Source organism: Leisingera sp. ANG1 (genome assembly GCF_000203975.2).
Taxonomy (GTDB): domain Bacteria; phylum Pseudomonadota; class Alphaproteobacteria; order Rhodobacterales; family Rhodobacteraceae; genus Leisingera.
The window spans coordinates 149855-175555 of record NZ_AFCF02000003.1 but is presented as its reverse complement, the minus strand read 5'-3'; the positions used below and the strand labels follow the sequence as shown (position 1 = coordinate 175555).

Annotated in this window: 24 protein-coding genes; 17 read left to right on the top strand and 7 right to left on the bottom strand. The window is 59.8% G+C overall.

What is annotated here, in order from left to right; genetic code table 11:
- The first annotated feature begins 4 nt into the window (after positions 1-4).
- A complete protein-coding gene (locus GC1_RS06955) occupies positions 5-988 on the top strand; it encodes an AI-2E family transporter (protein WP_237754569.1) in 984 nt (327 codons plus the stop codon).
- Between the two features lie 34 nt (positions 989-1022).
- Here GC1_RS06955 and GC1_RS06950 read toward each other — a convergent pair whose 3' ends face one another.
- Entirely contained in the window at positions 1023-2555 is a 1533-nt protein-coding gene (locus GC1_RS06950) for a mechanosensitive ion channel domain-containing protein (protein ID WP_237754568.1), read from the bottom strand.
- A 469-nt stretch (positions 2556-3024) separates the two neighbouring features.
- Between GC1_RS06950 and GC1_RS06945 the strand changes: the two genes are divergently transcribed.
- The 5 genes from GC1_RS06945 (at position 3025) to GC1_RS06935 (ending at position 5800) form a co-directional block, all read left to right on the top strand.
- The gene (locus GC1_RS06945) at positions 3025-3390 is read left to right on the top strand and encodes a hypothetical protein (protein ID WP_019296335.1); all 366 of its coding nucleotides are present in this window, start codon (positions 3025-3027) and stop codon (positions 3388-3390) included.
- Positions 3391-3511: 121 nt separating this feature from the next.
- On the top strand, positions 3512-3679 hold the full coding sequence (locus tag GC1_RS22410; protein WP_019296334.1) for a hypothetical protein: 168 nt from the start codon (positions 3512-3514) through the stop codon (positions 3677-3679).
- A 44-nt stretch (positions 3680-3723) separates the two neighbouring features.
- Complete coding sequence (locus tag GC1_RS23010) at positions 3724-3996, top strand: YhjD/YihY/BrkB family envelope integrity protein (RefSeq protein WP_082008914.1); 273 nt, start codon at positions 3724-3726, stop codon at positions 3994-3996.
- A 95-nt stretch (positions 3997-4091) separates the two neighbouring features.
- Entirely contained in the window at positions 4092-4289 is a 198-nt protein-coding gene (locus tag GC1_RS06940) for a CsbD family protein (protein WP_019296333.1), read from the top strand.
- A 269-nt stretch (positions 4290-4558) separates the two neighbouring features.
- Positions 4559-5800, top strand: coding sequence for a cation:proton antiporter (locus tag GC1_RS06935; protein ID WP_036762041.1), 1242 nt, complete (start codon positions 4559-4561; stop codon positions 5798-5800).
- Between the two features lie 40 nt (positions 5801-5840).
- Here GC1_RS06935 and GC1_RS06930 read toward each other — a convergent pair whose 3' ends face one another.
- Positions 5841-6257: a hypothetical protein gene (locus GC1_RS06930; RefSeq protein WP_019296331.1), complete on the bottom strand. Its 417-nt coding sequence runs from the start codon at positions 6255-6257 to the stop codon at positions 5841-5843.
- An 87-nt stretch (positions 6258-6344) separates the two neighbouring features.
- Between GC1_RS06930 and GC1_RS06925 the strand changes: the two genes are divergently transcribed.
- The gene (locus GC1_RS06925; protein ID WP_019296330.1) at positions 6345-7076 is read left to right on the top strand and encodes a Crp/Fnr family transcriptional regulator; all 732 of its coding nucleotides are present in this window, start codon (positions 6345-6347) and stop codon (positions 7074-7076) included.
- A gap of 274 nt (positions 7077-7350) precedes the next feature.
- On the top strand, positions 7351-7521 hold the full coding sequence (locus GC1_RS22110; protein ID WP_019296329.1) for a DUF1328 domain-containing protein: 171 nt from the start codon (positions 7351-7353) through the stop codon (positions 7519-7521).
- A gap of 420 nt (positions 7522-7941) precedes the next feature.
- Here GC1_RS22110 and GC1_RS06915 read toward each other — a convergent pair whose 3' ends face one another.
- Genes GC1_RS06915 through GC1_RS06905 form a run of 3 tightly spaced genes read right to left on the bottom strand, consistent with a single transcriptional unit; the run spans position 7942 to position 12837 of the window.
- A complete protein-coding gene (locus tag GC1_RS06915; RefSeq protein ID WP_019296328.1) occupies positions 7942-9234 on the bottom strand; it encodes an aspartate aminotransferase family protein in 1293 nt (430 codons plus the stop codon).
- Between the two features lie 4 nt (positions 9235-9238).
- On the bottom strand, positions 9239-10387 hold the full coding sequence (locus GC1_RS06910; protein WP_019296327.1) for a mandelate racemase/muconate lactonizing enzyme family protein: 1149 nt from the start codon (positions 10385-10387) through the stop codon (positions 9239-9241).
- The gene (locus GC1_RS06905; RefSeq protein WP_019296326.1) at positions 10384-12837 is read right to left on the bottom strand and encodes an FAD-dependent oxidoreductase; all 2454 of its coding nucleotides are present in this window, start codon (positions 12835-12837) and stop codon (positions 10384-10386) included. The genes GC1_RS06910 and GC1_RS06905 overlap by 4 nt, the downstream gene beginning before the upstream one ends.
- Before the next feature lie 71 nt (positions 12838-12908).
- Between GC1_RS06905 and GC1_RS06900 the strand changes: the two genes are divergently transcribed.
- The 5 genes from GC1_RS06900 to GC1_RS06875 all read left to right on the top strand — a co-directional run bounded on the left by GC1_RS06900 (position 12909) and on the right by GC1_RS06875 (position 18358).
- A complete protein-coding gene (locus GC1_RS06900; RefSeq protein ID WP_029204827.1) occupies positions 12909-13796 on the top strand; it encodes a MurR/RpiR family transcriptional regulator in 888 nt (295 codons plus the stop codon).
- Positions 13793-14881, top strand: coding sequence for an aromatic ring-hydroxylating oxygenase subunit alpha (locus GC1_RS06895; protein WP_019296324.1), 1089 nt, complete (start codon positions 13793-13795; stop codon positions 14879-14881). Before GC1_RS06900 ends, GC1_RS06895 begins: the two co-directional genes overlap by 4 nt.
- Positions 14874-16328: an aldehyde dehydrogenase family protein gene (locus GC1_RS06890; protein ID WP_019296323.1), complete on the top strand. Its 1455-nt coding sequence runs from the start codon at positions 14874-14876 to the stop codon at positions 16326-16328. The genes GC1_RS06895 and GC1_RS06890 overlap by 8 nt, the downstream gene beginning before the upstream one ends.
- 3 nt (positions 16329-16331) lie before the next feature.
- Positions 16332-16730, top strand: a complete 399-nt coding sequence (locus GC1_RS06885) for a carboxymuconolactone decarboxylase family protein (protein ID WP_019296322.1) — start codon at positions 16332-16334, stop codon at positions 16728-16730.
- Positions 16731-16967: 237 nt separating this feature from the next.
- Positions 16968-18358 (top strand): IS3 family transposase gene (locus GC1_RS06875; protein WP_156131905.1). Its coding sequence is split into 2 segments (ribosomal slippage): positions 16968-17304 and positions 17304-18358, totalling 1392 coding nucleotides; the frame shifts between segments, so codons are not numbered across the junction.
- A 132-nt stretch (positions 18359-18490) separates the two neighbouring features.
- On the opposite strand, the gene GC1_RS06870 is transcribed toward GC1_RS06875, so the two are convergent.
- Positions 18491-19360, bottom strand: a complete 870-nt coding sequence (locus GC1_RS06870; protein WP_019294904.1) for a LysR substrate-binding domain-containing protein — start codon at positions 19358-19360, stop codon at positions 18491-18493.
- A 117-nt stretch (positions 19361-19477) separates the two neighbouring features.
- Between GC1_RS06870 and GC1_RS06865 the strand changes: the two genes are divergently transcribed.
- From GC1_RS06865 to GC1_RS06850, 4 genes are all read left to right on the top strand, one after another.
- Positions 19478-21019, top strand: coding sequence for a trimethylamine methyltransferase family protein (locus GC1_RS06865; RefSeq protein WP_019294903.1), 1542 nt, complete (start codon positions 19478-19480; stop codon positions 21017-21019).
- A gap of 16 nt (positions 21020-21035) precedes the next feature.
- Complete coding sequence (locus GC1_RS06860; protein ID WP_019294902.1) at positions 21036-22127, top strand: aminomethyltransferase family protein; 1092 nt, start codon at positions 21036-21038, stop codon at positions 22125-22127.
- A 596-nt stretch (positions 22128-22723) separates the two neighbouring features.
- The gene (locus GC1_RS06855) at positions 22724-23854 is read left to right on the top strand and encodes an RNA ligase RtcB family protein (RefSeq protein WP_019294900.1); all 1131 of its coding nucleotides are present in this window, start codon (positions 22724-22726) and stop codon (positions 23852-23854) included.
- Entirely contained in the window at positions 23851-24486 is a 636-nt protein-coding gene (locus GC1_RS06850) for a peptide chain release factor-like protein (RefSeq protein ID WP_019294899.1), read from the top strand. Before GC1_RS06855 ends, GC1_RS06850 begins: the two co-directional genes overlap by 4 nt.
- Positions 24487-24703: 217 nt before the next feature.
- Here the strand turns inward: GC1_RS06850 and GC1_RS06845 are convergent, their stop codons facing one another.
- A complete protein-coding gene (locus tag GC1_RS06845; protein WP_019294898.1) occupies positions 24704-25597 on the bottom strand; it encodes an AraC family transcriptional regulator in 894 nt (297 codons plus the stop codon).
- Positions 25598-25701 lie beyond the last annotated feature (104 nt).

Here is a 25701-nt window from a genome sequence, read left to right as displayed (position 1 = left end):
TGTGATGCTGATGATTCTGACAATCATCGGCATCACTGCAGCCCTGCACCTGGCACAGCAAGTCCTCGCGCCGATGAGCTTTGCGCTAGTCTTGGGTGTAGTGGTTTCGCCGCTCGCCGACAAACTGGCCCGGTATGGAGTGCCACGGCTGGCGATCGCCCTGTCGCTTTTAATCCTTTCTACGCTGTTCGTAGCAGTCATTCTTTTGCTGATTGAGCCGCTGATCAATGTCCTCATCGAAGAGCTACCCCGCATCAAGTCCGTGATGGGAGCTTTGATCGACCAAGCATCGTCTCTGCTGCGCGGAATCGAGACAATCAGCCAGGAAATTGAGGAAAGCGTAGGCGCCGAAGCCGTGGAACCACAAACTGCGATCCCTTCGGTAGGGGATGCACTCTGGCTGGCCCCCAGCTTCGTCTCCCAAGTGTTCATATTTGTTGGAACGTTGTTTTTTTTCACTCTGACACGCAATGACCTGTACCGCCTGACAGGGCCACTGGAAATCCGATTGAAACACGCCGACACCGTCGTCGCCAAGTATTTCGCTGCCATCACTTTGGTGAATACCGGACTGGGTGCCGTCACCGCGGCTGCACTAATTGCGCTCGGCGTTGAATATGCTTTGATCTGGGGGCTGGCGGCAGCTTTGCTGAATTACGTCCTGTACCTTGGCCCTTTACTGATTGCAGTCAGTCTGGCAATCGCCGGACTGCTTCAGTTCCATGGGTTGTTTGCTGTTTTGCCACCACTGGCGTTTTTGCTGATCAACCTGACAGAGGCTAATATTGTGACACCTCTTGTTGTTGGGCAGCGCATGGCAATAAACCCGCTGCTGATATTCCTGGCAATTGTATTTGGCCTGTGGCTTTGGGGACCGGTCGGAGCATTTGTCACACTGCCGCTTTTGCTTTGGCTGGGGGTTCTGCTAGCCCCGCAGCCCGGGGCCGCGGACGAACCTGCGCAGGACCCCTTAAACAAGGTGATTTGACCGCTGTCCGGCACCGCAGGGGTGCAAAAACTCTTCACTCCGCTTGTTGTTGATCGTCTAAAAGGTTTTCCCCGCCATCCAGCACTTCACGCTCCCGCTCCGCGGCATCCGCGATTGCCGGCTCTGCCCGCGCTGGATCGGCAGCCTCGGGCAATGCTGCCAATTCAGGTTTAGGAGCCCGCTCTTCTTCAACGGAGTCTCGCTTTGCCGCCGCAGTGGCGCTCGCCCCATCCAGCCGCACCCGGTAAATCGGCTCCGGCAGACCAAATCCTGCGCTTTCCAGCGCCATCTTGGCAGCCCGGATCGCCTCACCGCGCGCCTTGGCGAAATTCACTTCCGTCTGGTTCACCCAGCCGGTGAAAGTCAGGATCACATTGGAGTCTCCGACTTCATTGATCCAGGCGCCGACCTCCGGCTCCTTCAGCACGAATTTCTGAGCCTCCAGCGCAGCAACGGCGGTGGCCAGCGCAGCGGCCAAGTCGGCATCTGCATCTACCCCTAGGTCAAAACAGAACCGGCGATGGGGATCACGGGTAAAATTCACGATACGCCCCTTGTACACTGTGGCATTGGGAATGCGGATATGGTTGCCATCGGGTGAGATCAGGATGGTCGCCCGCGACGTCAACCGCGCCACCGTTCCTTGATCCCCTTGGATGTCGACGAAATCATTTGGCCGGAATGGTTGGCGAAGACTGAGAAGAATGGAGGCAATGAAATTCTCAACCGTGTCGCGCACTGCAAAGCCAAGCGCGAGGCCAACCACGCCTGCCGCACCCAGAACTGCCCCGATCAGCGCTGTTGCGTTCATGATATCCAGAGCCAGAACCAGTCCGGTCAGGATGAAAAGGATGCGTGCAACCGCCCTGTAGACATCCGCAATGAAAGCGTTGGGTGCCAGCCGGGTCCAGATGCCTATCCGCGTCGTCAGCAGCCACCCGCCCGCAGCCACCAGCAGAAAGGCCGCCATTGCGACCAGGAAGATCGGACCGTTTGCCAGCAGATTGCGTGTGCGGGCAGCAATCCGCTCCATGGCCGGAGCCAGCCGTTCTTCAAGGGTGCCGCTGATTTCGGTTTCATTCTCAATAGCCACAACACCGGCCACGCGGTTGATGATCTGCGTAAGCCGGTCTTGCGCCGCATTGTCGATTACTTGACCCGAAACACGAACAACACCTTCGGAAACTGACACTTTCACGCTTCCATAGCCGTTGATTTCAGCCAGCAGGTTTTCAATTCTGCTCAGAATCTCACCATCCCGTACGGCCGCATCACCAACTTCGATCAGGCTGTCGGTCTGCACCGGTTCACGAGCTATCTCCGCTTGACCGGCCACAGTTCCCAAGAACAGCACTGCCGATACAGCCACGCAATGCAAGAACAACCGCAGTTTGCTTAGCGGGGCAACGGTGCTTTCCCTGCTTGGTTCAGCAAAACACTCTACGAGTTCCAATTTTTGCATTCTCCCGATCAAATTCGCACCCGCTGCAAAAGACAGGTCCGCGTTGCGCGGATAAAGGCAGTTCACCCGCCATGACGATGCGTTGTCTACCCCCAGTTTCTGCAAGTGTTCAGCAGGAAAGCAGAGGAACACCTCCCGCTGGGTTGCGTTTGGCCCCCACCAATCCGGGATGCCCGCTTCAAATACGCCTGGTTTCCGCCATGTCGTAGGGCCGAGACTGCGTTACCATTGCTGCCAACGGCCGTTTCGCACTTCGCTAGGCCTTCGGATCCAAAGCTGAAAGGAGCGGCTGCAAGATCGGATTGTCACACGACAAGTGACTTCTCAGGGCGATCGGACTGAAATTTGCTTCGGATTTTCTCCATCACTGGGCGCGGCTCCCCGGAGAAACAGCAAATTATTTATATATATCAAATATCTGGCTAGTTTTTGTCTAGCTATTTTTTGTTTTCTCCTTTTGGAGGGGGCTTTGGAAATAAAACGTTTCAATGGCATGGTTTGCCCAGAACTATGTCACAGTTTAATGCATGACGCCTGGCACGGTGCCAAAGTTCCTCCAAAAAATGGAGGCCATATGGGCAGCGAAACTCAAGGTGCGGAAGCACCCGTACTGATCCTTACCAACAACGCGTTTGAAGCAGTTGATATCAGCGATTACCTGACACGCCGTGGTTTGAACGCCATCTTGACCGAAAGTAAAGTCGAGCATTGCACTGGCTTTCTGGAAGACGGATTGCCGCCGCCACGACTGGTGTTCTTTGCCTTCCCGCTCAGCAACCCTGCTGCTCGGGACTGGCTTACCGACGCGCTATCTAAGAAGTGGCGGGTCATCTTGGTCAATGGGGATACGGCCGAGCCAGAATTGAAGGCATTGCCCATGCTTACCCGCCCGTTCAAAACCGCCCATCTTGATGCTGTTATGGAGATGGTCGGCGAATAAGGGCTCCTCAGCGCAACGCAAGGCGGGCGTTCCCGGACTATGATCCCGATCACCAGTTTACCGAGAACACCTATGTGCTGCTGTCGGCGGCTTAGCGGGTATCCGCAGCCGCCGGAGTGCGATGGTCGGGCTGAGAGAGGTTCTGGACTGCAAGGAATCCCGCAGCATTGCGGTGCTGTCCGCCCTGAAACTGGGGCTGTCTCTGTTCGCAATCATGCTGCTGATCGTGGCGGGCACGGTGACGCGCCCTGCCAGCCTTTGCCCGCTGGACCTGCAGATTCTTGCTTGAGCAATTGTTCGGGCTGGCCCGCTTGCCGGTACTGATGCTGACCGGTGCGTTCGGGATATAAGTTCTGTGCGGCTACGGCCAAAACCGCCCGGCTGCCGACCAGCCTTGGATCACCAAGGGGAGCCGCTGCCGCTTGCCTTCTGTGGTTCACCGCCAGCGCAGGGATCACGGTTCATACTGAAACCTTCGACTCCTACAATCAGGTCTTCGGCGTATCGTGCGGCGTCAATATCCGGCTAACCTGGTTGTCGCTTTCGGCTTTTGCCATGCTTCTAGGTGCCGCCTCCGACACGGACACGGACACGGACACGGCGTGATACCGGAACCAAGCAGCCGCTGGCGCGTTTTCTGTCCAAGGGCGCCGCACCGCGACTGACCCGGATTCCAAATGATTTTCAAAGGAGAACGACTCATGGATGACGACCGGTTCACCGGCAAATGGACCGAACTCAAAGGCCGACTTCGCGAGGCCTATGGCGACCTGACTGATGACGAGCTGGAGCAGGCGAAGGGCGAACGCGAGCAGCTGGAAGGGCTGCTGCAGCAGAAACTGGGCAAGACCAAGGATGAAGTCCGCCAGACTGTCGACCGGATCCTGGACAGCATCTGACCAGGCAGGAAAGCCCGGGAGCGAGAGCAATGGGGGCGCAGACTAGATAAGAAATGGGCTTTTCCAACTGGTCTGGTTCAGCATTAAATAAAAAAGGAGGTGCAAGAAACGCGGCAGGCAACCGAAGCCCGAAGACCTGATCCGAAAATTTTGACAGGTTGACGTAGTGGCGGGCCAGGCCGCACGCTCCTCGGCATGTTAACGGCTGGCCCGTTTATTTTGCTGCACTCAGCAGCGCCAAAGGCCGTATACTCTGCTCGATGGTGCTCATGGATCAATCTGAATTCTTCGGTTTAGCCCCCTATCACCTCATGCTTGCGGCGGTGGGTGTAGTGATCATTCTCGCCCATTGGTCGCCGCGCCTTTTTTCCACAAGGGAACCCGCCGCCGCGCCGCTTCTCATGCTGTTGGGCATGGCGGCATACTGGCTGGTCCCGGGCCTGCCTGAGCTTCCTGATCCGCGCGTTCACCCGAAGCCTTGGGAAGTCGTCAGCGAGCTGACCGTGATAGTGGCGCTTTTTGCTGCCGGCCTCCGCTTGGACAGCTTGAGGTCGTGGAAAGATTGGGCTCCGACAGCCAGACTCCTCCTCATCGCGATGCCGCTCACAATTCTGGCGGTTGCCTTACTGGGGTGGGGATTGGGCGGCATGACGGCTGCGGGGGCAATTCTTCTGGGGGCCGTGCTGGCCCCGACAGACCCGGTGCTTGCGGGTGACGTGCAGGTTGGTCCGCCTATGGAAGGCAACGAGCATCCGGTGCGCTTTACGCTGACAACGGAAGCGGCGCTCAATGACGGGCTTGCTTTTCCTTTTGTCTATCTCGGTCTCATCGTTGCCGTTCAGGGGCTGAACCCTCAGGCCTGGCTGGCCGATTGGCTGATGATTGACGTCGCCTACCGGATCTCAGCTGGTGTTGTGATGGGCGCCTGCGGCGGATGGGCACTGGGGCAGGTGCTGTTTTTGTTTCCCCGTTCGGCAGTTCTGGCCGACACGGGTTCAGGTGTGGTAGCGATAGCAGGTGTATTGCTGTGCTACGGTTCAACCGAACTGGTCGAAGGCTATGGGTTCATAGCCGTCACCGTTATGGGCCTGGCACTGCGCCGGATCGAAAATGAACACCGGTTTCACCGTAGGCTGCACGACTTCTGCGAAACTATCGAACACGCTTTGACAGCGCTGCTGCTGGTCGCGCTTGGTCACGTCCTTCCAGTTGTTCTGGAGGACTTCACATGGACGCACCTGCTGCTGGCATTTCTGCTCATCCTTGTGATACGCCCTCTAGCAGGCTGGATCTCTTTAGCCGGGTCGCGTCTGCGTAAGCGTGACCGTCTGGTGGTATCCGTATTTGGTGTCCGGGGGATCGGCTCAGTCTACTATCTTTGTTATGCCGGTGCGCATCTGGAGTTTGTCAATGAACCTGAGCTATGGGCTCTAATCGGTTTGACCATCCTGCTGTCGACTATGCTTCACGGCTTCACGGTCGGCCGCGCCATGGATGAGCTGGCAAAGTAAAACAGCCCAGCTGGACCCACACGCGCAGCCAGTCCAACCCCTATCTCAGGCCTGCAAAACACCGTTTACTTCGAATACTGTGCTGCGGCAGCGCCAGCTGTTTCAGTATCATCCGGGTGGAAACTGGCCGGGCAAGCACCGGCCACCTCAAGCGCGGGGAATGCCCGTCCAGTTCATCTTCGGCCGCATTTCCCATCAAGACAAGCCGGCCGCCGCGGCCCTGAACAGCCTGATCTATCTTGAGCTTAGTCACCTGTTCGGACCCCGCCTCCACGAAAGCTACTGCAATCCGCCGCAAAGGCATGATCGTAACAAGAGCGTGTTCATGCCCCTCTTGCACGCTGATTTCAGCCACCGGATCGAAATCCGAGATGGTATCGCAGATATCGCAAGTAATCAGGTAATTTCTGGACACCACAAGATAAATGTGTGCTCGGTCTTGACTGGGCTCTTCCATTGCTTTCGCCCCCCTACAATGGGACATACTGGAACTTTTTCGGCGCAGGCGCATTTAACTATGACATAGGTACGAAGGGAGAGGGCCATGCCGCCAACAACCTGCCAGAACTGCCCGTTGCGAAAGCGGCCCGTGTTCACACCAATGTCGCGTGAGGAAGTCGCCTTTACCCAAGAGTTCAAAACCGGCGAGCTGACAGTGGATGCAGGCACGACTATCCTTCTGGAAGGCTCGAACAGCCCGCAACTCTACACGGTGCTCAAAGGCATGGGTACGCGCTACACAACGCTAGAAAATGGCCGCCGTCAGGTCATCAATTTTCTTTTTCCCGGCGATTTTGCCGGGCTGCAGGCCAGCCTGATGGGAGAAATGAAGCATTCAGTCGAAGCGTCTACCTCTATGACGTTGTGCGTGTTCCGCCGGGCCGCGCTGTACGAGCTTTTCCAGCACCATCCGGAGCGCGCGTATGATCTGACCTGGATTGCCGCAGTGGAGGAGCATTTTCTGGGTGAAACCATTGCGTCTCTGGGTCAGCGTGATGCCTCACAGCGCATTGCCTGGGCACTAGTGAGGATATTTGAACGGCTCAGATCAGTCGGCATGGATGTTAAGGACACGGTACCGCTGCCCTATCGCCAGCAGGACCTCGCAGATGCACTTGGCCTGTCTCTGGTGCATACCAATAAGATGCTGAAAACACTGCGGGAGAGCAAACTGGCAAAATGGCAAAATGGAATGCTGAAAGTCAGAAACCTGCCTGCGCTGGCGGAAATGGCAATGATCGAATTGGCCGCGCCAGAACGGCGGCCGCTGATCTAATGCAGCCTCCTTGAAGATCGGACGCCAGTTCGATCCATTCTCAGATTTGAATCTCTGCGGCAGCCCAAGGCTTCGTGAAGCCGCTATCGGAACAACGCCACGAAACACGCCCTGAATGTCGTACTTGCATTATGGGCAATCGACCGCACTGACTGTTGTTCTGACTTACTGCGGCATGCAAGCGGCCATTTACGCGATTTCCTGACGCTGGCGTGGAACTTTTGGCGGCGTCAATAGTTTTCTCAACAGCAACTCGCAACTGAAAGGACACGGCATGCTCTATTGGGCCCTCGTCTTCTTGGTCGTGGCCATCGTTGCCGGCATTTTTGGATTTGGCGGCATCGCAACGGCCTCCGCTGGGATCGCACAGATCCTATTCTTCATTTTTCTGGTGCTCTTCGCACTGGCGCTTATCTTGCGCATCCTCCGCGGTGCCTCTCGCTGACGATCAAGCTGAGCGGCGGCTCAGGTCGTCTTTGGCGATCGCATGCTGCAAGAGACTCGCATACGTCACAATCCGATCCAGTCAACTTCATCACAAGCGTCTAGTAGTGCAATCGCTTCGGCAGTTTTGCTCCCGACGATCGAAAAAACACTAGATTACCAGAGTTAGGTCCGACTCAGCGCAGTGAATACGGAAACAGCTTAGCTTTGTGGCCGCGTATTTGCCCTAGTGGAACTGGCTTTCCGGCAATCGCCTGCTCAGCCTCACGCGGGAGCGCCAACCCGATGGTGAGAGGCTGCTGTTCTAAGGTCATAAGTAGCAGCGTTCGATAATGGGGCGAGAGGCCGCCGCTCTGGAAGAGGGAAATGCCGAACTGACCTTGCCCGTTTTCCGTGTGCAAGACGGTCGCGTTCGTGAAGGCTACGTCGCCTTATTTCCATATTCTGACAAAGCGTTTGCTGCGTGCTGGAAAGCTGAATTGGTCAATTCCAAGTCGCCGGAATTCAAGGCCAGAGACGGATAAAGTTTCCCAGGCGACTTAAAGACGCCGTTGGCGCGCAATGTGCTGTTCCAGTGCGCATTAAGCCCCGGATCGCTATGCTTTGCGCTTCGGTAATCGATCGGCTCCGCATTTGTGAAGAAGATGTCGAACAATGCCGGATCACCGCAAATGCGGTGGGCGATACCCTGCTCGTTGAGTGCGGCGGATTGCATGTCCATCAGGGTTTGCCCCAGTTCGCGCAGCCGTTCATACTGTCCCGGACGCCGCAGGATCTCCATCGTTTTGAGGCCAGCGGCAGAAGCCACCGGATTGCCCGACAGCGTGCCAAGCTGCATGAGCCACCGTTCTGCCCCCACGGCCGCCTTGTCAAAGTGCGACATGATTTCGGTGTTGGCACCGAGCGCCGCCAAAGGAAAGCCGCCCCCGATGATCTTGCCGAGCGTGCAGATATCCGGTGTCACGCCGTAACGTTCCTGGGCGCCGCCATAGGCAAGGCGGAAACCGGTGACAATCTCGTCGAAAATCAGCAGCACGCCGTGCCTGTCGCACAAATCGCGCAAGCCTTGCAGGAAGCCGGGCTGGGCAGGGATGATACGCTGCAAGGGTTCTGCGATGATGGCGGCGATATCCTGATGTTCGGCCAAAAGCGACCCGACCGCCTCCAAATCGTTAAACGGCGCGATCAGCATGTCGTCGGCCACGCCTTGCGGGATACCTGCGCTGTCTGGCACGGGCGAGGGGAAGTTGACCTCGCGGGCCGGGGCCAGGCTCATCTGCGCCTCAGCGGACATGCCATGATAGCCGCCCTCGAATTTGAGGATCTTCGGCTTGCCGGTATAAGCGCGGGCGAGGCGGATGGCATACATGTCCGCCTCGCTGCCAGACGTGACAAAACGGACCTGTTCACAGCAGGGCACTGCTTCGACGATAGCCTCGGCCAGTTCGATGCCTTTTGCATTGTTGGCAAAAAAGGTCATGCCCTGGGGCAGCTGTTCCAGCACCGCTTCCATGACTTCCGGATGGCCATGGCCCAAAAGCATCGGGCCGGAGCCGATCAGGTAATCCACGTATTCGCGGCCATCCTCGTCCCAGACACGGCTCCCCTCGCCCCTCGCAATCACGGTGGAAGCGTCGAAGTTGCCGAAACCGGCGGCGGGAAGAACCTCGCGCGCACGGGTGATCCAATCTGCTTGGGAGTGAAGGCGGTTCATGTGGTCAATCCAGTATCAGGTCGGGCGTGCCGAGACGGTCTTGGTCGATAGCGATGCCCAAACCGGGGCCATCGGGCGGAGTTATGCGGCCATCGGCGCGCGTTGGCGCGCCGGGGGCGAGGCGCGGGCTGACATAGCCCGACAGGTCGCAAACGTTCAGAACACGGCTGGGCGGGGTTGCAGCCCCAATGTGCAGTGCTGCCGCAGTGACGATATCGCTGCCCCAGGTGCACTCGATGCACATCTTTGCCCCAAGATGAAGGCACAGGTCGCGCGCGCGGCGCGCAGCCGAAAGCCCGCCGAACTTTGACAGCTTCAGCGCAACTGCGTCCATGATGCCCAGCCGGTGCCCCTGCAGAAGCGTGGCAGTATCATGTGCCAGTTCATCCAGTTTCATCGGCAGACCTGTGGCCGATTGCACCCGCGCGCACTCTTCCAGCGTGGCGCAGGGCTGTTCCAGCATTACGTCCAGATGCGCCACCCCGCGGCCCGTGCGGATCGCGTCCAGCGTGGTCGCGCCGCAGTTCCAATCACCGTAAACCAGCGGGCCGGGCCCAACCGCCTCACGTACCTTTGTCAGCCGTTCGACGTCCGTTTGCCAATCGCCCGATGCACCGAGCTTGACCTGGAACTGGCTAAGCCCCGTCGCCTGCGCCTCACGAGCGATGCGGGCCATTTCTTCCGGATCGACACAGGTGATGGAATGATACAGCGGCAGAGTGTCCTGCCGGCGCCCCCCCATCAGGGCATGGATCGGCAATCCCGCAGCTTGCCCGGTAATATCCCATAGCGCGATGTCCAGCGCGGATTTCGCATAAACATGCCCTGGCAAATAGGCATCGGCCTTGGCCATGAGCGCCTCGGCACCGATAGGATCACCCCCAAGGATTACCGGCGCCAGCTCCTGCAGGGCTGGTGCCACGCCGCGGGCATAGGCAGGCAAGTAATGCGGGATCGGGCAAACCTCACCCCAGCCGGTCAGACCGGCATCGGTGTCGGCTGCGATCACAACAGTTTCGACCGTGTCGCACGTCTTGCCATCGGCCATGTAGTAGGCCGTGTGGCTGGTCAGCGGCATATGCCACAGACGCAACCGCGTGATGCGCGGCCCAGTACCGGCAGGCGCGAGCGCTGGAGAGGCAAGCGGGTTCATTCGGCGGGCTCCTGAACAGCATTCGCGCGGGGGAGCAAGCCTTGCGGATCATAAGCCGGTTCGCCCAGTACACGAGCAGCGCGCGGCCGGCCGTGGATGATCACCTCCAATGCGGTGCCGGGTTCGGCGGCATGGGGCTTGATATAGGCAAAGGCGAGGATCTTTCCGGCCGTGTGGCCATAAACAACCGATGCGGTTGAGCCGACGACTTTGCCGCCATGCAGAACGGCCTCGCCGCCATGCCCGTCGATCTCGCCGTCGGGGTCTATCTCCAGATAGGCGCAAATCCATGGCAGGCCGGTGTTCAGCGTCTTGTCCTTGCCAAGAAAATCTTTATCCGCCTGGACAAAGCGCAAGACGCCTGCCTCGGCCAAGGTGACCTCATTGGTCAGCTCACCCGCGCCTTTGAAGCCTTTCTCCATGCGCATCACATTCATGGTAAAGCTGCCATAGTCAGCGATGCCATGCGCCTGGCCCGCTTGCCAGAGCGCGTCATAAACGTCCGCCATCGCGTCGAAGGGCATGTGGAGCTCCCAGCCCAGCTCTCCCGCGTAGGACATGCGGAAGGCCCAGACAGTGTGCCCGGCAACCGTAATCTGTTGCGCCGAGAGCCAGCGGAAGGATGTATTGTCCAGCGGCGTATCAGTGCAAGCGCCCAAAACATCGCGGGAATTTGGCCCGTTCAGCGAAAGCGCACCCCAGCTGTCCGAGAGGGCCGTAATGGTCACATCCGCCCCATCGCGATGCGCGGCCAGATGATCCAGGAGGCGCTGTTCAAAGAACGCAGCGCAGACGAGATAGAACCGGTCCTCAGCCATGCGCACAATCGTTGTTTCCAACTCGATCCGCCCGCGCCGGTTCAGCATGTGCGTGAGCGTGATCGACCCTGTCTTCTGCGGCATCCGGTTTGCGGTCAGCCGGTCCAGCAGCGCATAGGCTTCCGGCCCCTCGATCAGCACCTTGGTGAAAGCCGTGACATCCATGATCCCAACGCGCTCGCGCACCGCCTTGACCTCTGCGGCGACCATGCCGTCTGCAGGCGTGCGTCGGAAGGAATAGTAATCGCGCTGTTCGATGCCTTTGGCAAACCAGCGCGGCCGCTCAAAACCGTAGACTTCTTCAAACACTGCCCCCTTCGCCTTCAGCGTCTCGTGCAGCGGTGACGGCTTGACCGGCCGCCCGGCAAGACGGTTGAAATGCGGGAAAGGGACTTCGTGGCGCAGGCAGTAGTCCTCCTTGGCCTTAATGACCTGCCAGTCCTTGTCAGCATAAGAACCAAACCGGCGCGGGTCATAGTCGCGCATCGAGATATCCGCCGCGCCATGCACCATCCAGCGCGCCAGTTCGCGTGTCAGGCCCGGGCCCCAGCCGATGCCGATCTGGGTGCCGCAACAGCACCAGTAATTGCGCACGCCCGGCGCGGGGCCAATCAGCGGATTGCCGTCGGGCGGATGGCTGATGGCGCCATGGACGTCGCGGCTGATACCAAGTTTAGCGAAAATCGGCATCCGGTTCAGGCTTTCCTCAAGCCAGGGCATGACACGATCATAGTCCGGCGCGAAAAGTTCGTTCTCTGCCTCCCAAGGGCAGTGATCCTCCCATACCGTGTTGGGGTTGGCCTTTTCATAGATGCCGATCAGGCCCTTCTTCTGTTCCATCCGGATGTAGCCCGAGACCTTTCGATCATCGCGGATCACAGGCAATTCCTGCTCCAGATCGCGGAATTCCGGCACTTCGTCGGTAACGAAATAATGGTGCGTCATCGACGTCATCGGCAGTTGCAGGCCCGACCATTCGCCCATCTGCCGCGCATAAGTGCCGCCTGCGTTGACAACGTGTTCGCAGGTGATCGTGCCCTGCTCGGTCTCAACCACCCACTCGCCGTTTGCCGCCTGAGTGATATTCGTGGCCCGGCAGCGGCGGATGATGCGCGCGCCTTTTGCGCGGGCGCCGGCTGCCATGGCCATTGTCACATTGGTAGGGTCCACATGGCCATCATCGGGCGTGTGCAACGCTCCCAGAACGCCGTCGAGGTTATAATACGGGTGCAGCTGCGCCACGCGGTCGGGGCCGGTGAGCTCGATGTTGAACCCCAAAGACCGGCCGACCGATAGCGTGTGGCGCAGCCAGTCCATCTCATCCTCGGTATAGGCCAGCCGGAACGACCCGCACCCATGCCATGTCACAGCCTGACCGGTTTCCGCTTCCAGCACGCCGGAATAGAGCCCGATATTGTAATCGACGCATTTCCCCAGCCCGAAACTGCTGGTGGAATGTGTGATCTGCCCCGCTGCGTGCCAGGTGCTGCCCGAGGTCAGTTCAGCCTTTTCCAGCAAGACTACCTCTGGCCCCCAACCCTCATGCGCGAGGTGGTAGGCAAGCCCGACCCCCATCACACCACCGCCTACGATGACCACGCGGGCGTGGCTGGGAAACTGCTTTTCCGACATGGTCGCTTCCTTTGTCCGGGAGTCGCAAAACATGTGGACAGGCTAAGAGTACATATGTATCACTGTCAATCATGAATGACACAAATGTATCACGCCGTGTATTGGACCGCCTCGCCGAAGTGTGGGACGCGCTGACGCCCGAAGCGCAGAAAGCCGCGCGCTATGTATTGGAAAACCCCAATGATGTGGGGGTTTCAACCGTTCGGGAGATCGCCGAGGCAGCCAACGTCAAACCCAACACCTTCGTGCGCATGGCCCGGCAGGTGGGTTTTGAGGGCTACGAGGATTTCCGCGCGCCCTTCCGTGAGGCGATCCGCAATGGGGCCGTCAGCTTTCCTGACCGGGCGCGCTGGCTGCAGGACATCCGCAAATCAGGCGATCTGGGCGGGCTCTATGCCGACATGGCCGAAGGTGCGATCCGCAACCTGGAAGACACATTCGCAAGCATCGGCGCCGAGGCCCTGAAATCCGCGGCGGAGGCGATTTGGGCCAGCCGGCAGGTCTTTACGCTGGGTGTCGGTGTGAACAATGCGAACGCGCGCAACTTCACCTACCTCGCCTCTACCGGCATGGTGCAGTTCCACGCCATCCCGCGCCCCGGCTCCACCCCCACAGATGATCTGGCCTGGGCCGACAGCCGCGACGTGTTGATTGCAATGTCCATGCGCCCTTACCGCAGCGAGGTCATGGCCGCCATCAAGGTGGCTCGCGAACAGGGCATGACCATCATCGGCCTCAGCGACAGCCCGGCCAGCCCGATCATCAGGGCCGCAGACCATGGCTTTGCCGTCGCCGTGGACACGCCGCAATTCTTCCCGTCATCCGTCTCAACCATCGCATTTCTTGAAACGCTTTTGAGTTTCGTGATTGCCGTAGCCAGCGACGAGATCGTTGACCGGGTCGAGACATTTCACAGCCGCCGGCATCAGCTTGGCATTTACATGGAGGAGCCGGAATGAAGGACGAAACACCACCAGTCCGGTCACTGGACGCGCGTTACTACACCGACCCGCAGGTTTTTGAGATCGAAAAGGCCGGGCTGCTGGCGCGCACTTGGCAATTCGCCTGCCACGCCAGCCAGCTGGAAAACCCCGGCGACTACGTGGCCTTTGAGATGGGTGATGAAAGCCTCTTTGCGATCAGGGGCCGCGATGGCGAAATCCGCACCTTCTACAATGTCTGCCAGCATCGCGCGCATCAGCTTGTCAGCGGGATCGGCAGCACCCGCGTCGTAGTTTGCCCCTACCATGCATGGACCTATGAGCTGACCGGCAAGCTGCGCGCCGCACCCAACGCGAAATCCGTGCCGGGCTTCGACGCGTCGGAAATTTGCCTGACGGAGGTTCGGACAGAGGTCTTCCTCGGCTTTGTTTTCGTCAACCTTGATCCCGATGCCGAACCGATGGACGCCTGGTTTCCGGACGCGCGGGCCGAGATCGAGGCATTTGTGCCCAACTGGGCCGATCTGAAGCCATTGGAATGGGTTGAAATCCCGGAGAACTGCAACTGGAAAGTCTCGGTCGAGAATTACTCGGAGTGCTACCATTGCTCGCTGAACCATCCGACTTTCGCCACTGGAGTGATCCGGCCGGAAACCTACGATATCCAACCGCAGGGCTTTTGCCTGCGCCACACGACGGAATGCAATGACCTGAGCCAGATGACCTACGGCATCGACAGCGGGTTCCCTAACAACGACAAGTATTCCAGCTGGTTCCTGTGGCCGATGTTCAGCTTTCAGGTCTATCCCGGCAACCTGCTGAACACCTACCATTGGCGGGCTGTCGATGCAGATCACGTCGTGGTCTGGCGCGGCTGGTACTCTGCCGGCGGCTATGACGACGAAACCGTCCGCCGCATGGCGCAGCAGGACCGCGCCACCACGGTCGAGGAAGATATTCACCTTGTTGAAAGTGTGCAGCGCGGCCTGAAATCGCGCGGTTACGTGCCCGGACCGCTGGTGGTTGATCCCGCCTGCGGTGTCAATTCGGAACACTCTGTGATGCACCTTCAACGCTGGATGCGGGAGGCCGTTGATGACTGACGTGAAACCCTATTGGCAGAACTATATAGACGGCGCATGGGCCGACGGCGGCGCGGGCCGTATCAGCGTGACCGACCCTGCGACCGGCGAACGGATCGCTGAGCACGCCCTCGCTGATGCGGGTGACGTGGACCGCGCTGTGCAAGCGGCGCGCCAGGTTCATCTGTCCGGCGCATTGACCGCCATGCGCCCGATCGAAAGGGGCCGGATGGTTCAGGCGATGGGCCGTTACCTGCTCGACCACAAGGACGAAATCGCGCGCATTCTGACACTCGAGCAGGGCAAGCCCCTTTGGGAAAGCCACGTCGAGGTCGAGGGTGCTGCGCTCTATTTTGAGTATTACGGCAATCAGGCCAGCACGGTCGAAGGCCGCTCCATCCCCCTTGGCGCCGGCTATATGGACTGGACAGAATACGAACCGTTCGGAGTGTCCGCGCAGATCATTCCATGGAATTATCCGGTCGAGATGACGGCCCGGTCGCTCTCGGCCGCGCTGGCTACCGGCAATGCCTGCGTCATCAAATCACCCGAAATGACACCGCTCACCAATGCCTATCTGGCCCAGGCAGCTGAGGCGGCGGGTTTCCCGCCCGGCGCCGTGAACGTTGTCTGCGGGCTGGGGCGCGACGTGGGTGCGGCGCTGGCCGGGCACCCTGACGTGAACCAGATCGTGTTTACCGGCTCGGTGCCGACGGGCATTGCCATTGCATCCGCAGCCGCCCGGAACGTGGTGCCCTGCGTGCTGGAACTGGGCGGCAAGTCAGCAGCCATCGTGCATGAAGATGCCGATCTGGACGCCTTCGAGAATGACATCCGCTGGGGAATTTATTTCAACGCCGGCCAGGTTTGTTCGGCCATGTCCCGTGTGATCGTTCACGAAAGCCGCCATGACGAACTGGTCGAGCGGGCGGCGGCAGTCGCCAAATCCCTTTCAGTTGGTCCTGGCATCGACCGCCCCGGGTTCGGCGCGAACATGGGTGCGATGGTGAGCGACGGTCAGCGTGACCGCGCCGTCTCGATGATTGCGCGCGCCGAAGCACAAGGCGCACAAGTTGCCGCGGGCGGGCGCAAGCCCAACCGCCCCGGCGCATTCCTAGAACCCACAGTGCTGTCGGGCGTGACACGAGACATGGAGATCGCCAGCCAAGAGGTGTTTGGCCCGGTCCTGTCTGTCCTGTCCTTCCGCGACGAGGCGCAGGCCATCGAGATCGCCAATAGCACCGACTATGGCTTGGTGGCCGGCGTCTTCACTGCCGATCTTGCCCGCGCAACCCGCGCGGCACGGCAACTGCGCGCAGGTCAAGTTTTTGTCAACGAATGGTACGCAGGCGGCGTTGAGACCCCCTTTGGCGGTTACGGCAAATCCGGCTATGGCCGCGAAAAGGGCCGCGAGGCGCTTTGGAACTACGTGCAGACCAAGAATATCGCGATCCGGTTGAAAGGATAAGAGATGAGCACATTTGACGAAGATCTGTTCCTGAAGGGACTCGCGCAGCGCAAGGCTACGCTTGGGGCCGGGTATGTCGAAAAAAACCTCGCCGCCGCCGATGACTTCACCCGCCCCTTTCAGGAAGCGATGACGGCCTGGTGCTGGGGTTTTGGCTGGGGCGATGATGTGATCGACGCCAAGACGCGCTCAATGATGAACCTGTCGATGATAGGCGCCCTGGGCAAGATGCACGAATGGGAAATCCATTGCCGCGGAGCGCTTAACAATGGCGTCACTCAGGATGAAATCCGAGCGATCATCCACGTGATCGGCATCTATTGCGGCGTGCCGCAGGCACTGGAGTGTTTCCGCGTGGCGCGACGGGTTCTGGAGGAAGACCCGGCACCTAAGTCACTCTGAGCAAGCCCGCGAATGCACGAGGGCACCCCGGTCAGATGAATACAGTCCATTCAGCAGCACTGCCGGAACGATGGCCGAATGACCGCTTTATAATGCGACTAAGACATTTGTCCGTTCCACGGCATCAGCCGCTATGGGCTCACACAACGCCTTGTCTGACGTCAGCGCCAATGGGACAGTTTAGGGTGATTTGATAAGAGAGAGTTTCTGACACATCGTAACCACCAAGGAGTGGAGATGAGACAGAAACCCGGAACCAAGCAGAGCCACGGCGAGAAGGTCGTCAAGGACATCCGTCGCGCCACCCGCAAGCAGTACTCAGCTGAGGAGAAGGTCAGGATCGTCTTGGACGGCCTGAAGGGCGAAGACAGCATTGCAGAGCTGTGTCGCCGCGAGGGCATTGCGCAGAGCTTGTATTACAGCTGGTCCAAGGAATTCCTCGAAGCCGGGAAGAAACGCTTGGCGGGCGATACGGCGCGTGCGGCGACGTCGAGCGAGGTCAAAGACCTTCGCCGTGAAGCCCGAGATCTAAAGGAGGTTGTCGCTGAGCAGGCCCTGGAGTTGCGGCTGCTCAAAAAAAGCATGATCGCAGATGGGGGCGACGGCGAATGAGGTATCCCGCATCTGAGAAGCTGGAGATCATCCGGCTGGTGGAAGGATCGCACCTGCCGACCAGGCGCACGCTGGACAAGCTCGGCATCCCCAGAACGACCTTCTACCGCTGGTATGATCGGTATTTGTCCGGCGGCCCTGAGACGCTGAAAGATCGCAGTCCCAGGCCGTCGCGGGTCTGGAACCGCATCCCTGAGCCGGTGCGCGAGAAGATCAAGGACCTGGCCCTGCAGGAAAGCGATCTGTCGCCGCGCGAGTTGGCCGTGCAATTCACTGACACGGAAAAGTATTTTGTGTCAGAGGCTTCGGTCTATCGCATCCTCAAGTCCTACGACCTGATCACCAGCCCGGCCTATGTGGTTCTGTCCGCCTCTGACGAGTTCCGTGACAAGACGACCCGACCGAACCAGCTTTGGCAGACCGACTTTACCTACCTGAAGGTCATCGGCTGGGGCTGGTTCTACCTGTCCACGATCCTCGACGATTACAGCCGCTACATCATCGCCTGGAAACTTTGCACGACGATGAAGTCAGGCGATGTGACCGACACGCTCGACCTGGCGCTGCAGGCTTCGGGTTGTGATCAGGCGAAGGTCCTGCACAAGCCCCGCCTGCTCAGTGATCGAGCCATTGGAACGCCATTGGTCCGAGAGACAATGGCGAGGGGGTCGAGTTACATCTCGGGCGAGTTGGCCGATTGGCTGGAAGATCGGCACATGGATCATGTCCGCGGTGCCCCATATCACCCGCAAACCCAAGGCAAGATCGAGCGCTGGCACCAGACCCTGAAGAACCGCATCCTGCTGGAGAACTACTTCCTGCCCGGCGATCTCAGGCAGAAGATCGACGCCTTCGTCGAGCATTACAACCACCGACGATACCACGAGAGCCTGCAGAACCTCACCCCGGCCGATGTCTACTTCGGGCGCGGCCAGACCATCCTGAAACAACGAGAAAGGATCAAACGAAAGACTATCGAAACCCGGCGCTTGCTTCACCGAAGATCCGCCGCATAATCAAACCAACCAGATGAGCCAGACCCTCTCTTCGCTCAGGCAGCCAAATGGCCCAAAATCTCTGACGACGGACAGGGGAACAAGCCTGTTCGCACAAAAGTTCAAAGAAGAAATTCAGCAAGATTTGCCAATCTATTGGGTTTGCAACCATCTTGAAAACGCTGCGGCGCAGTCTTGGGAAGCAGCTTTGCGCGGACGCACCAGAAAGTAGCCGTAGTCCTGTAGCACATGTGGTGACAGGCGGAACAGCTTCTCCTCTTCCAGTTCCTGCTCGATCAGCGTGTCCATCAGGGCGACCCCCTGACCATCAACAACCGCCTGGACCCGCACATTGGGGTCAGGGATGATCAGTGTGTCCCGCCGCGTCCGGTGCGGCAGCCCCGCGGCATTCAGCCAGTCTGTCCAGGCATCGCTGTCATCATGATCACGCAACAGCGTAAAGGTTGAAACAGCTTGTTCCCAGCCGAGCCGCTTCACTGTTTCCAGTGCTGCAGCGTTGCCTGCGGGAAAAGCCGGGCACGGCAGGAACGGCGTAACGTCGCCATCCCCCCATTGCCCGTTTCCCCAACGGATTGCGATATCAACACCTTGGGCTTCCAGATCGAAAAGCCGGATCATCGGTTGCAGCCGGAGCTGGATATCCGGATGCGCCTGCATGAAGGACATCAGCCGCGGCGACAGCCAGCGGGCGGCGAAATAGGTGGAGACACCCACCGTCAGGGTTTTAGCAGAGACCCCTTTGAGGGCCAGAATACCAGCCTCGATCTCTTCATAGTGGCTTTGGCAGGCAGCCAGCAGCTTGAGCCCGTCCGGCGTCATCTCGACCCCGCGGGCATTGCGCTGAAACAGCGCAATGCCCAGATCCGCCTCCAGCGTTTTCACCTGATAGCTGACCGCGCCCTTGGTCATGTTCAGCGTCCCGGCGGCATCGGAAAAGCTGCGGTAGCGGGCGATCTCAGCAAACAGGCGCAGGCTATCGTGATGGCGGAATTCTACGGGCATAACGAAAAGCGTATAAATTTCCTGAACACTTAGGGCAAATAAAATCGATTGTTGGCTGGCCAGTTTCCTAAAATATGGACCGCGGAACATTTCTCAGGAGTCACAGCGTTGGGAAATATGTACGCCAACACCCATATCACCCAGCGCGGCAAGTCGCGCCGGGGGCGGCTGACCCGGCACAATGCACCCCAGGCGGCACCGGCGTATAGGCGCCGCCAGATCCCTGCATATGATCTGCTGGACGAGACCGCACTTCGGCGCATCGAAGCCCAGGCGGACTGGATCCTGGAGCATATCGGCGTCGAATTCCGCGGCGATGACACGGCGCTTGCGCTGTTTGCCGCTGCCGGAGCGCGCGTTGACGGTGCCCGGGTCCGCTTCGAACCGGGCCATGTGCGCCAGCTATGCAAAACCGCTCCCGCCGAATTCCAGCTGCATGGCCGTGATCCCGCCCGCACGGTGACCTTGGGTGGCGACAACCTGGTGCTGATGCCCGGCTACGGCTCGCCCTTTGTCACCGACCTGGAGCAAGGCCGCCGCTATGCCGCGCTGGAGGATTTCGAAAACTTCGTGAAGCTTTCGCATATTTCGTCCGCTCTGCACCATACCGGCGGCACCGTGGTTGAACCAACTGATGTGCCGGTAAACAAGCGGCATCTGGACATGATGCTGGCCCATCTCATCCTGTCGGACAAACCCTTCATGGGCGGAGTGACATCCGCGCAGGGCGCACAGGACAGTATAGAAATGGCCCGGCTGGCCTTCGATTCGGAGTTCCTGGACCGAAATGCGGTGATGCAGGCCAATATCAACGTCAATTCACCGCTGATCTATGACGGGGTGATGTCCGCCTCCCTGCGTATCTATGCGGAGGCGAACCAATGCGTCTGCATCTCGCCTGCCATCTTTGCCGGCGCCATGGGGCCGCTCTCACCGGCAGCCGTCGCCGCCCAGACACTGGCCGAGGCAATGGCGGGTATCGCCCTCAGCCAGCTGGTGCGCCCCGGTTGCCCGGTGGTCTTTGGTAGCTTCCACTCCTCGATGAACCTGCGCAGCGGAGCGCTGACCTTTGGCTCCCCGGAGGCGAACCTGACCACCATGGCGCTGAGCCAGCTGGGCCGCAGGCTGGGGGTGCCGGTGCGTTCCGGCGGCGGTCAGGTCACTGCCTCCAACGCCGCCGACGGTCAGGCAATGCAGGACAGTGCCGGGGCGATGTGGGCCACCCTTCTGTCCGGCGGCCATCAGGTCTGGCACGCGGCGGGCTGGCTCGAAGGCGGTCTGGTGATGTCCTACGAGAAGTTCGTGATGGACCTCGACCATTGCGGCGCGATGCTGAAGATGCTGCAGGGGTTTGGCACGGACGACGAGGCCTTCGGCCGTGATGCCTACGCCGAGGCGGGTCCGGGCGAGAACTTCCTGTCTACCAGCCACACCCTGCGCCACTACACCATCGCCAATTTTGAACCGCAGGTGCCCGAAGGCGGCCCCTTCGAAACATGGAACGAGAATGGCCGCCAGACCGCTGACCAGCGCGCTGCCCCCCGCTGGCGGCAGATGCTGACGGAGTATCAGCCGCCGGAAATGCCAGCAGCCATCCGCACAGCCCTGAATGACTTCGTGGCGGGGCGCAAAGCCGCCATGCCCGACGAATGGTATTGAGAAAGGACACTGAAACATGACCGAAGAATTGAGCCGCGCCTCGGCGCTTGCTTCCCGCCACATTGCCCTCGGATCGGGGCTGGAGGACTGGAACGGCATGGGCACGGCCTGGACCTACAGCACCGACCCGAATGACGAACACGACGCGGTGCGGGAGCGCGCCGGCATGTTCGACATGTCGCCGCTGAAGAAGGTGTTTGTCCGCGGCAAGGATGCGCAGGCGGTGCTGGATTTCCTGACCACCCGCGACCTATCCAAACTGGCGCCGGGCAAATCCGCCTACCTCTGCGTTTTGACCGAAGCGGGTGGTATTGCCGACGACGCCATTGTCTCAAACAACGGCGGCGATGAATGGATGATTGTGCATGGCTCGGGCGACACTATGGCGCTGCTGGAAGCCTCGGCAGAGGGCCGTGACGTCTGGCTGGAGTTCACCGACGACCTGCACGACGTCTCGGTCCAAGGTCCGGCATCGCTGGATATCCTGAATACCCATTGCGATATCGATCTTGCCGGGCTGGGTTATTTTGAACACGCTCCTGCTACCCTGTTCGGGCATCCCTGCCGGATCTCGCGCACCGGTTATTCGGGCGAACGCGGCTATGAGATATTTGCCAGCGCCGCGGTGATTGCTGATATCTGGGACCAACTGGCAGAGGCTGGTGTCATGCCTTGCTCTTTCACCGCGCTCGACAAGGTGCGGATTGAAGCTGGGTTGCTGTTTTACGGCTATGACATGACTGAGGAACACACCCCATGGGAGGTCGGCCTGGGGTTCACTGTCAGCGCCGCTAAGGGCGATTTCCGCGGCAAGGCGGCGGTGATGGCGTCGAAGGGCGGCGAGAAGATTTCCAATGTCTGCCTCGACATTGATCATCCGGACATGGTGGAAGGCGGTGAGGCCCTGCTGCTGGACGGTGAAGAAGTCGGGGCGGTCAACAGCCCCTGCTATTCGCACCGGATGGGGAAATCGCTGGCGCTGGCACATGTCCGTCCTGGGATCGCAGCAGGAACGGTTCTGCGGCTTAAAAGCGAGACTCTTCAAACCGCCGCAACAGTGGTTGGCAGCCCGGTCTACGACCCGCAAAAGACACGGACGCATCAATAACCTGGTGAAATATATACAGCGGGCGGGCGTGAGAGACATTGGGCCTATAGACACTCACGTCCGCCTTTCGGCATTTTGGCTCACCAAAGGCGGTTACAAGAGTTTCCATATCCTCCTTAAAAGGCCGAAACGACCAGCCAGGGTCTTTCAGTGGACGATTGGTGCGGCTAGCACCTTACTGGCTCAGTCAGCCCATAGCCTCATTTCGCATTATCTCTCACCGCCGCAGCGCAGCTTCACCAAACGGCCATTAAAGCATGGTGCAGCATCAACCACGTTTCATTGTCGGCTTGCAGGCACCGGGTAAGAGGCAAACAGCCATCTGCCGTCACATCTTGGGTAAGCCTCCCTGTCGCGTGATTGCATCACCGTCCCAGATTTTGAGATCAAGGACTTCCGGGAGCGGCATCTGCGGCTTATCCATTCCCAACTTTTCATCCGCAACAGACAGGAGGGTAAGCCATGACCGTAACCATCAACATTTCCCTTCCGCAGGATCTGACGCGGTTCTGATCCCCAATTCGGGGTTTCCCAACATCGTGCCGATCCATCCGCGACCCTCTCGGGCCGCTTCTATTGCTATGAAAAGATGAACGATGGGCAATCCCATTTCCGGGGAACGGAGCGCCGCGTGCGCCCGTATCTCCAAATTCTACAATCGTGCGGCCTGGATCGACGGGCGTGCAGAAGAGCAACTTGAACAGGTGGCTGGCTGGCCGGGCATGACGGCCGTCGCCGGATTTCCGGATCTGCATCCAGGCCGCTTCGGCCCCGTTGGTGCAGCTTTTCTGGCCGACCGGATCTGGCCCCAGCTTGTCGGGCCGGATATCGGCTGCGGTATGGCTTTGTTTCGCCTCGATCTGCCTCGGCGCCGGCTCAAACTCGACAAGGCCGCCCGGCGGCTGGCTGTACTGGAAGACGGGGCTGATCTTCATCAGGCGCTTGCAGCACTGGATGCAGCTGGCCTGACGGGACTGATCGGTCCAGAGGCACTCGGCACCATCGGCGGCGGCAACCATTTCTGCGAAGTGCAGGTGGTCGGCGAAGTCATGGATCACACCCGTACTGACCTGCAAAAAGATGATCTGTGCCTGCTGGTGCATTCCGGTTCGCGCGGGCGCGGCGCCGGGATTTTTCAGGGGCTGGACGACAGCTGGAAACAGGGCTTCGCGGCGGGAAGCGATGCGGCGGCGCGCTATCTCGCCCTTCATGATGCGGCTACCCGCTGGGCGCGCGTGAACCGGGCGCTGATTGCCTCTTCCGCGTCTGAAGCGCTTGGCAGTGAGGCCCGGCTGATCTGCGACACGGTGCATAATCATGCCGTGCCGCGTTCAGATGGCTGGCTGCACCGCAAAGGGGCGGCTTGCCCGGAGGGCGGCCTCGTCCCGCTCGCGGGATCGCGCGAAGCGCCAAGCTACCTCCTGGAGGTGCCGGATGCCGTACCCGGGGCGCTTGGCTCCGTCTCTCATGGGGCAGGCAGGAAGTATGACCGGTCCTCCATGCATGGACGGATCCGCAAGACCCGTTTGGATCTGGCAGCCCTGACCCGCACCCGTTTCGGCGGGCGCGTCATTTGCGGGGACCGCGATCTTCTGCTGGAAGAAGCCGGCCAGGCCTACAAAGACCCGGAACAGGTACTGCAGAACCTGGCGGACTTTGGGATCGCAAACGCGGTCGCGCGTCTTCTGCCGCTTGTCACCTACAAGACGACGAGAGGTGCGGCATGAGCAGCAGGGAAGCCCTTCTCTTGTCCAGCGGCAATGGTCCGGGTGAATGCCGTCAGGCTGTGGGCCATCTGTTGTCCTGGCTGGGAGCAAAGGCCACGCAATACGGTGTCGAACTCGATGTCGCGACAAGGGACGCCACGCACGGCCCCGCCTCAGCGGTGGTGATCCTGAGCGGCGCTCGCGCTGCAGAATTGGCGTGCGCTGTCGAAGGTACCGTCCTTTGGCGGTGCCAGAGCGAGCTGCGCCCCAGGCACAAACGGAAGAACTGGTTTGTGCAGATTTTCCGTCTGCCTGCGGCCACTGACGCGGTGCGGATTGATCCGGCATCCGTTGAAATGCAGGCCATTCGCGCGGGAGGCCCTGGCGGCCAGCACCAGAACAAAACGTCGAGCGCGATCAGGGCGCGCTGGACCAGCGCCGATGGGCAAGTCTACGCCGTCGTCGTGCGCGACACCCGCTCGCAGCACCAGAACCGCCGTCTGGCGATGGAACGGCTTGCCGCGCTAGCTGCTGCCGAAAAAGCAGAAGCCGACGCTGCCCGCCAGGACGAAACCTGGGCGCTCCACGGACAGCTTCAACGTGGTGAGCCGCGCTGGACCTTTGAAGGGAGACAATTCAAAGAGGTGAAATGACAGGAGGGGCAGCGTTTTGCCGCCCCTCCATCTGCTGATTGCACTGTATTCGGCCCATACCTGCCGTTGAAAGGGGTTACTAGTCACCGCAGAGCTGCCTCCCCAAACCAGCCATTCAAGATGACCGAAAACACTCTAGTCTGAAAATCCCGGCGGCTCGGACATGGAAGAAGCCGATGTCATTTTCAGTATGCCAATGCGGCATTCCCGGAGAGCTCTAGTCGGCTGCCGGTATGGAAGGCAATTTCTCGTGTCGCGGTGGAACCCCGAATTTCCGCACATATTCACGGCTGAACTGAGTCGGACTTTCATAACCGACATCATAGGCCGCCGAAGCCACCGACTTGCCGCCACCCAGCAGCAGGCGGCGCGCCTCCATCAGCCGCAGCTCCTTTTGGTATTGCAGCGGCGTGGTGGAAGTCAGCGCCTTGAAATGCTCGTGAAACGTGGATTGGCTCATGCCTGCCTCCGCGGCCAGATCTGCCACCGGCAGCGGGGACTTGTACTGTTCACGGATCAGGGCAATCGCCTTGGTGATCCGGCTTGCCGGACTTTCGTGCAGCAGCAATTGGCGCAGCATCCCGCCGTGCTGGGCGCGCAGCAGGCGGAAATGGATCTCCTTCAGCACCAGGGGCGCCAGCGCCTGTACCTCCACCGGGTCCTGCGCCAGCCGGAACAGCCGCCCGACGGCATCGAACAAAGCGGCATCGCCGTCCGCTACGCTCATCGAATGAGAGGTCCGCCGTGCATCCGGCAAGGTGCCGATCTCGTCATAGAGGCTGCGCACCATCGCCAGATCCAGCTGCAACGCCAGCGAGACATAGGGTTTGTACTGCGAAGCATCGATCACCCCGGCCGACACCGGCAAGGCATGGCTGACGATCAGCGATTTGCCTGCGCCGTAGCGGACCGTGCGGTCCTCCAGGTGCGCCTCCTTGGCGCCTTGCAGGACCAGGCACATCACCGGCTCATAGATCATCGCCTGAAATTCAGTGCGCTTCTCGCTGCAAAAGGCAAAAAGCCCGCCCACGCCGGTTTCGCAGCCGGTGTCCAGCGCGCCTTGCTCCCGGACAAATGCCGCAACATCGGAAATCAGGTCCTGCGGTACCATCGGCGCTCCTCCTCTTTGATCAGACTATAGGCGGGCAGGGGCAGGGGAAGAACTGCAAATCCCGGCATCCCGGAGGATCAGGCAGATCCTCCGGAGGATCGGGC

Excerpts from the sequence above, each read along its gene's own strand:
- GC1_RS06940 (WP_019296333.1), top strand. The coding sequence starts at position 4,092 with ATGGATGACGACCGGTTCACCGGCAAATGGACCGAACTCAAAGGCCGA.
- GC1_RS06945 (WP_019296335.1), top strand. The coding sequence starts at position 3,025 with ATGGGCAGCGAAACTCAAGGTGCGGAAGCACCCGTACTGATCCTTACC.
- GC1_RS06895 (WP_019296324.1), top strand. The coding sequence starts at position 13,793 with ATGAAGGACGAAACACCACCAGTCCGGTCACTGGACGCGCGTTACTAC.
- GC1_RS06885 (WP_019296322.1), top strand. The coding sequence starts at position 16,332 with ATGAGCACATTTGACGAAGATCTGTTCCTGAAGGGACTCGCGCAGCGC.
- GC1_RS06915 (WP_019296328.1), bottom strand. The coding sequence starts at position 9,234 with ATGAACCGCCTTCACTCCCAAGCAGATTGGATCACCCGTGCGCGCGAG.
- GC1_RS06845 (WP_019294898.1), bottom strand. The coding sequence starts at position 25,597 with ATGGTACCGCAGGACCTGATTTCCGATGTTGCGGCATTTGTCCGGGAG.
- GC1_RS06900 (WP_029204827.1), top strand. The coding sequence starts at position 12,909 with ATGAATGACACAAATGTATCACGCCGTGTATTGGACCGCCTCGCCGAA.
- GC1_RS06870 (WP_019294904.1), bottom strand. The coding sequence starts at position 19,360 with ATGCCCGTAGAATTCCGCCATCACGATAGCCTGCGCCTGTTTGCTGAG.
- GC1_RS06865 (WP_019294903.1), top strand. The coding sequence starts at position 19,478 with ATGTACGCCAACACCCATATCACCCAGCGCGGCAAGTCGCGCCGGGGG.
- GC1_RS06850 (WP_019294899.1), top strand. The coding sequence starts at position 23,851 with ATGAGCAGCAGGGAAGCCCTTCTCTTGTCCAGCGGCAATGGTCCGGGT.
- GC1_RS06855 (WP_019294900.1), top strand. The coding sequence starts at position 22,724 with ATGGGCAATCCCATTTCCGGGGAACGGAGCGCCGCGTGCGCCCGTATC.
- GC1_RS06910 (WP_019296327.1), bottom strand. The coding sequence starts at position 10,387 with ATGAACCCGCTTGCCTCTCCAGCGCTCGCGCCTGCCGGTACTGGGCCG.
- GC1_RS22110 (WP_019296329.1), top strand. The coding sequence starts at position 7,351 with ATGCTCTATTGGGCCCTCGTCTTCTTGGTCGTGGCCATCGTTGCCGGC.
- GC1_RS22410 (WP_019296334.1), top strand. The coding sequence starts at position 3,512 with ATGGTCGGGCTGAGAGAGGTTCTGGACTGCAAGGAATCCCGCAGCATT.
- GC1_RS06925 (WP_019296330.1), top strand. The coding sequence starts at position 6,345 with ATGCCGCCAACAACCTGCCAGAACTGCCCGTTGCGAAAGCGGCCCGTG.
- GC1_RS06905 (WP_019296326.1), bottom strand. The coding sequence starts at position 12,837 with ATGTCGGAAAAGCAGTTTCCCAGCCACGCCCGCGTGGTCATCGTAGGC.
- GC1_RS06890 (WP_019296323.1), top strand. The coding sequence starts at position 14,874 with ATGACTGACGTGAAACCCTATTGGCAGAACTATATAGACGGCGCATGG.
- GC1_RS06930 (WP_019296331.1), bottom strand. The coding sequence starts at position 6,257 with ATGGAAGAGCCCAGTCAAGACCGAGCACACATTTATCTTGTGGTGTCC.
- GC1_RS06860 (WP_019294902.1), top strand. The coding sequence starts at position 21,036 with ATGACCGAAGAATTGAGCCGCGCCTCGGCGCTTGCTTCCCGCCACATT.
- GC1_RS06955 (WP_237754569.1), top strand. The coding sequence starts at position 5 with ATGCTGATGATTCTGACAATCATCGGCATCACTGCAGCCCTGCACCTG.
- GC1_RS06935 (WP_036762041.1), top strand. The coding sequence starts at position 4,559 with ATGGATCAATCTGAATTCTTCGGTTTAGCCCCCTATCACCTCATGCTT.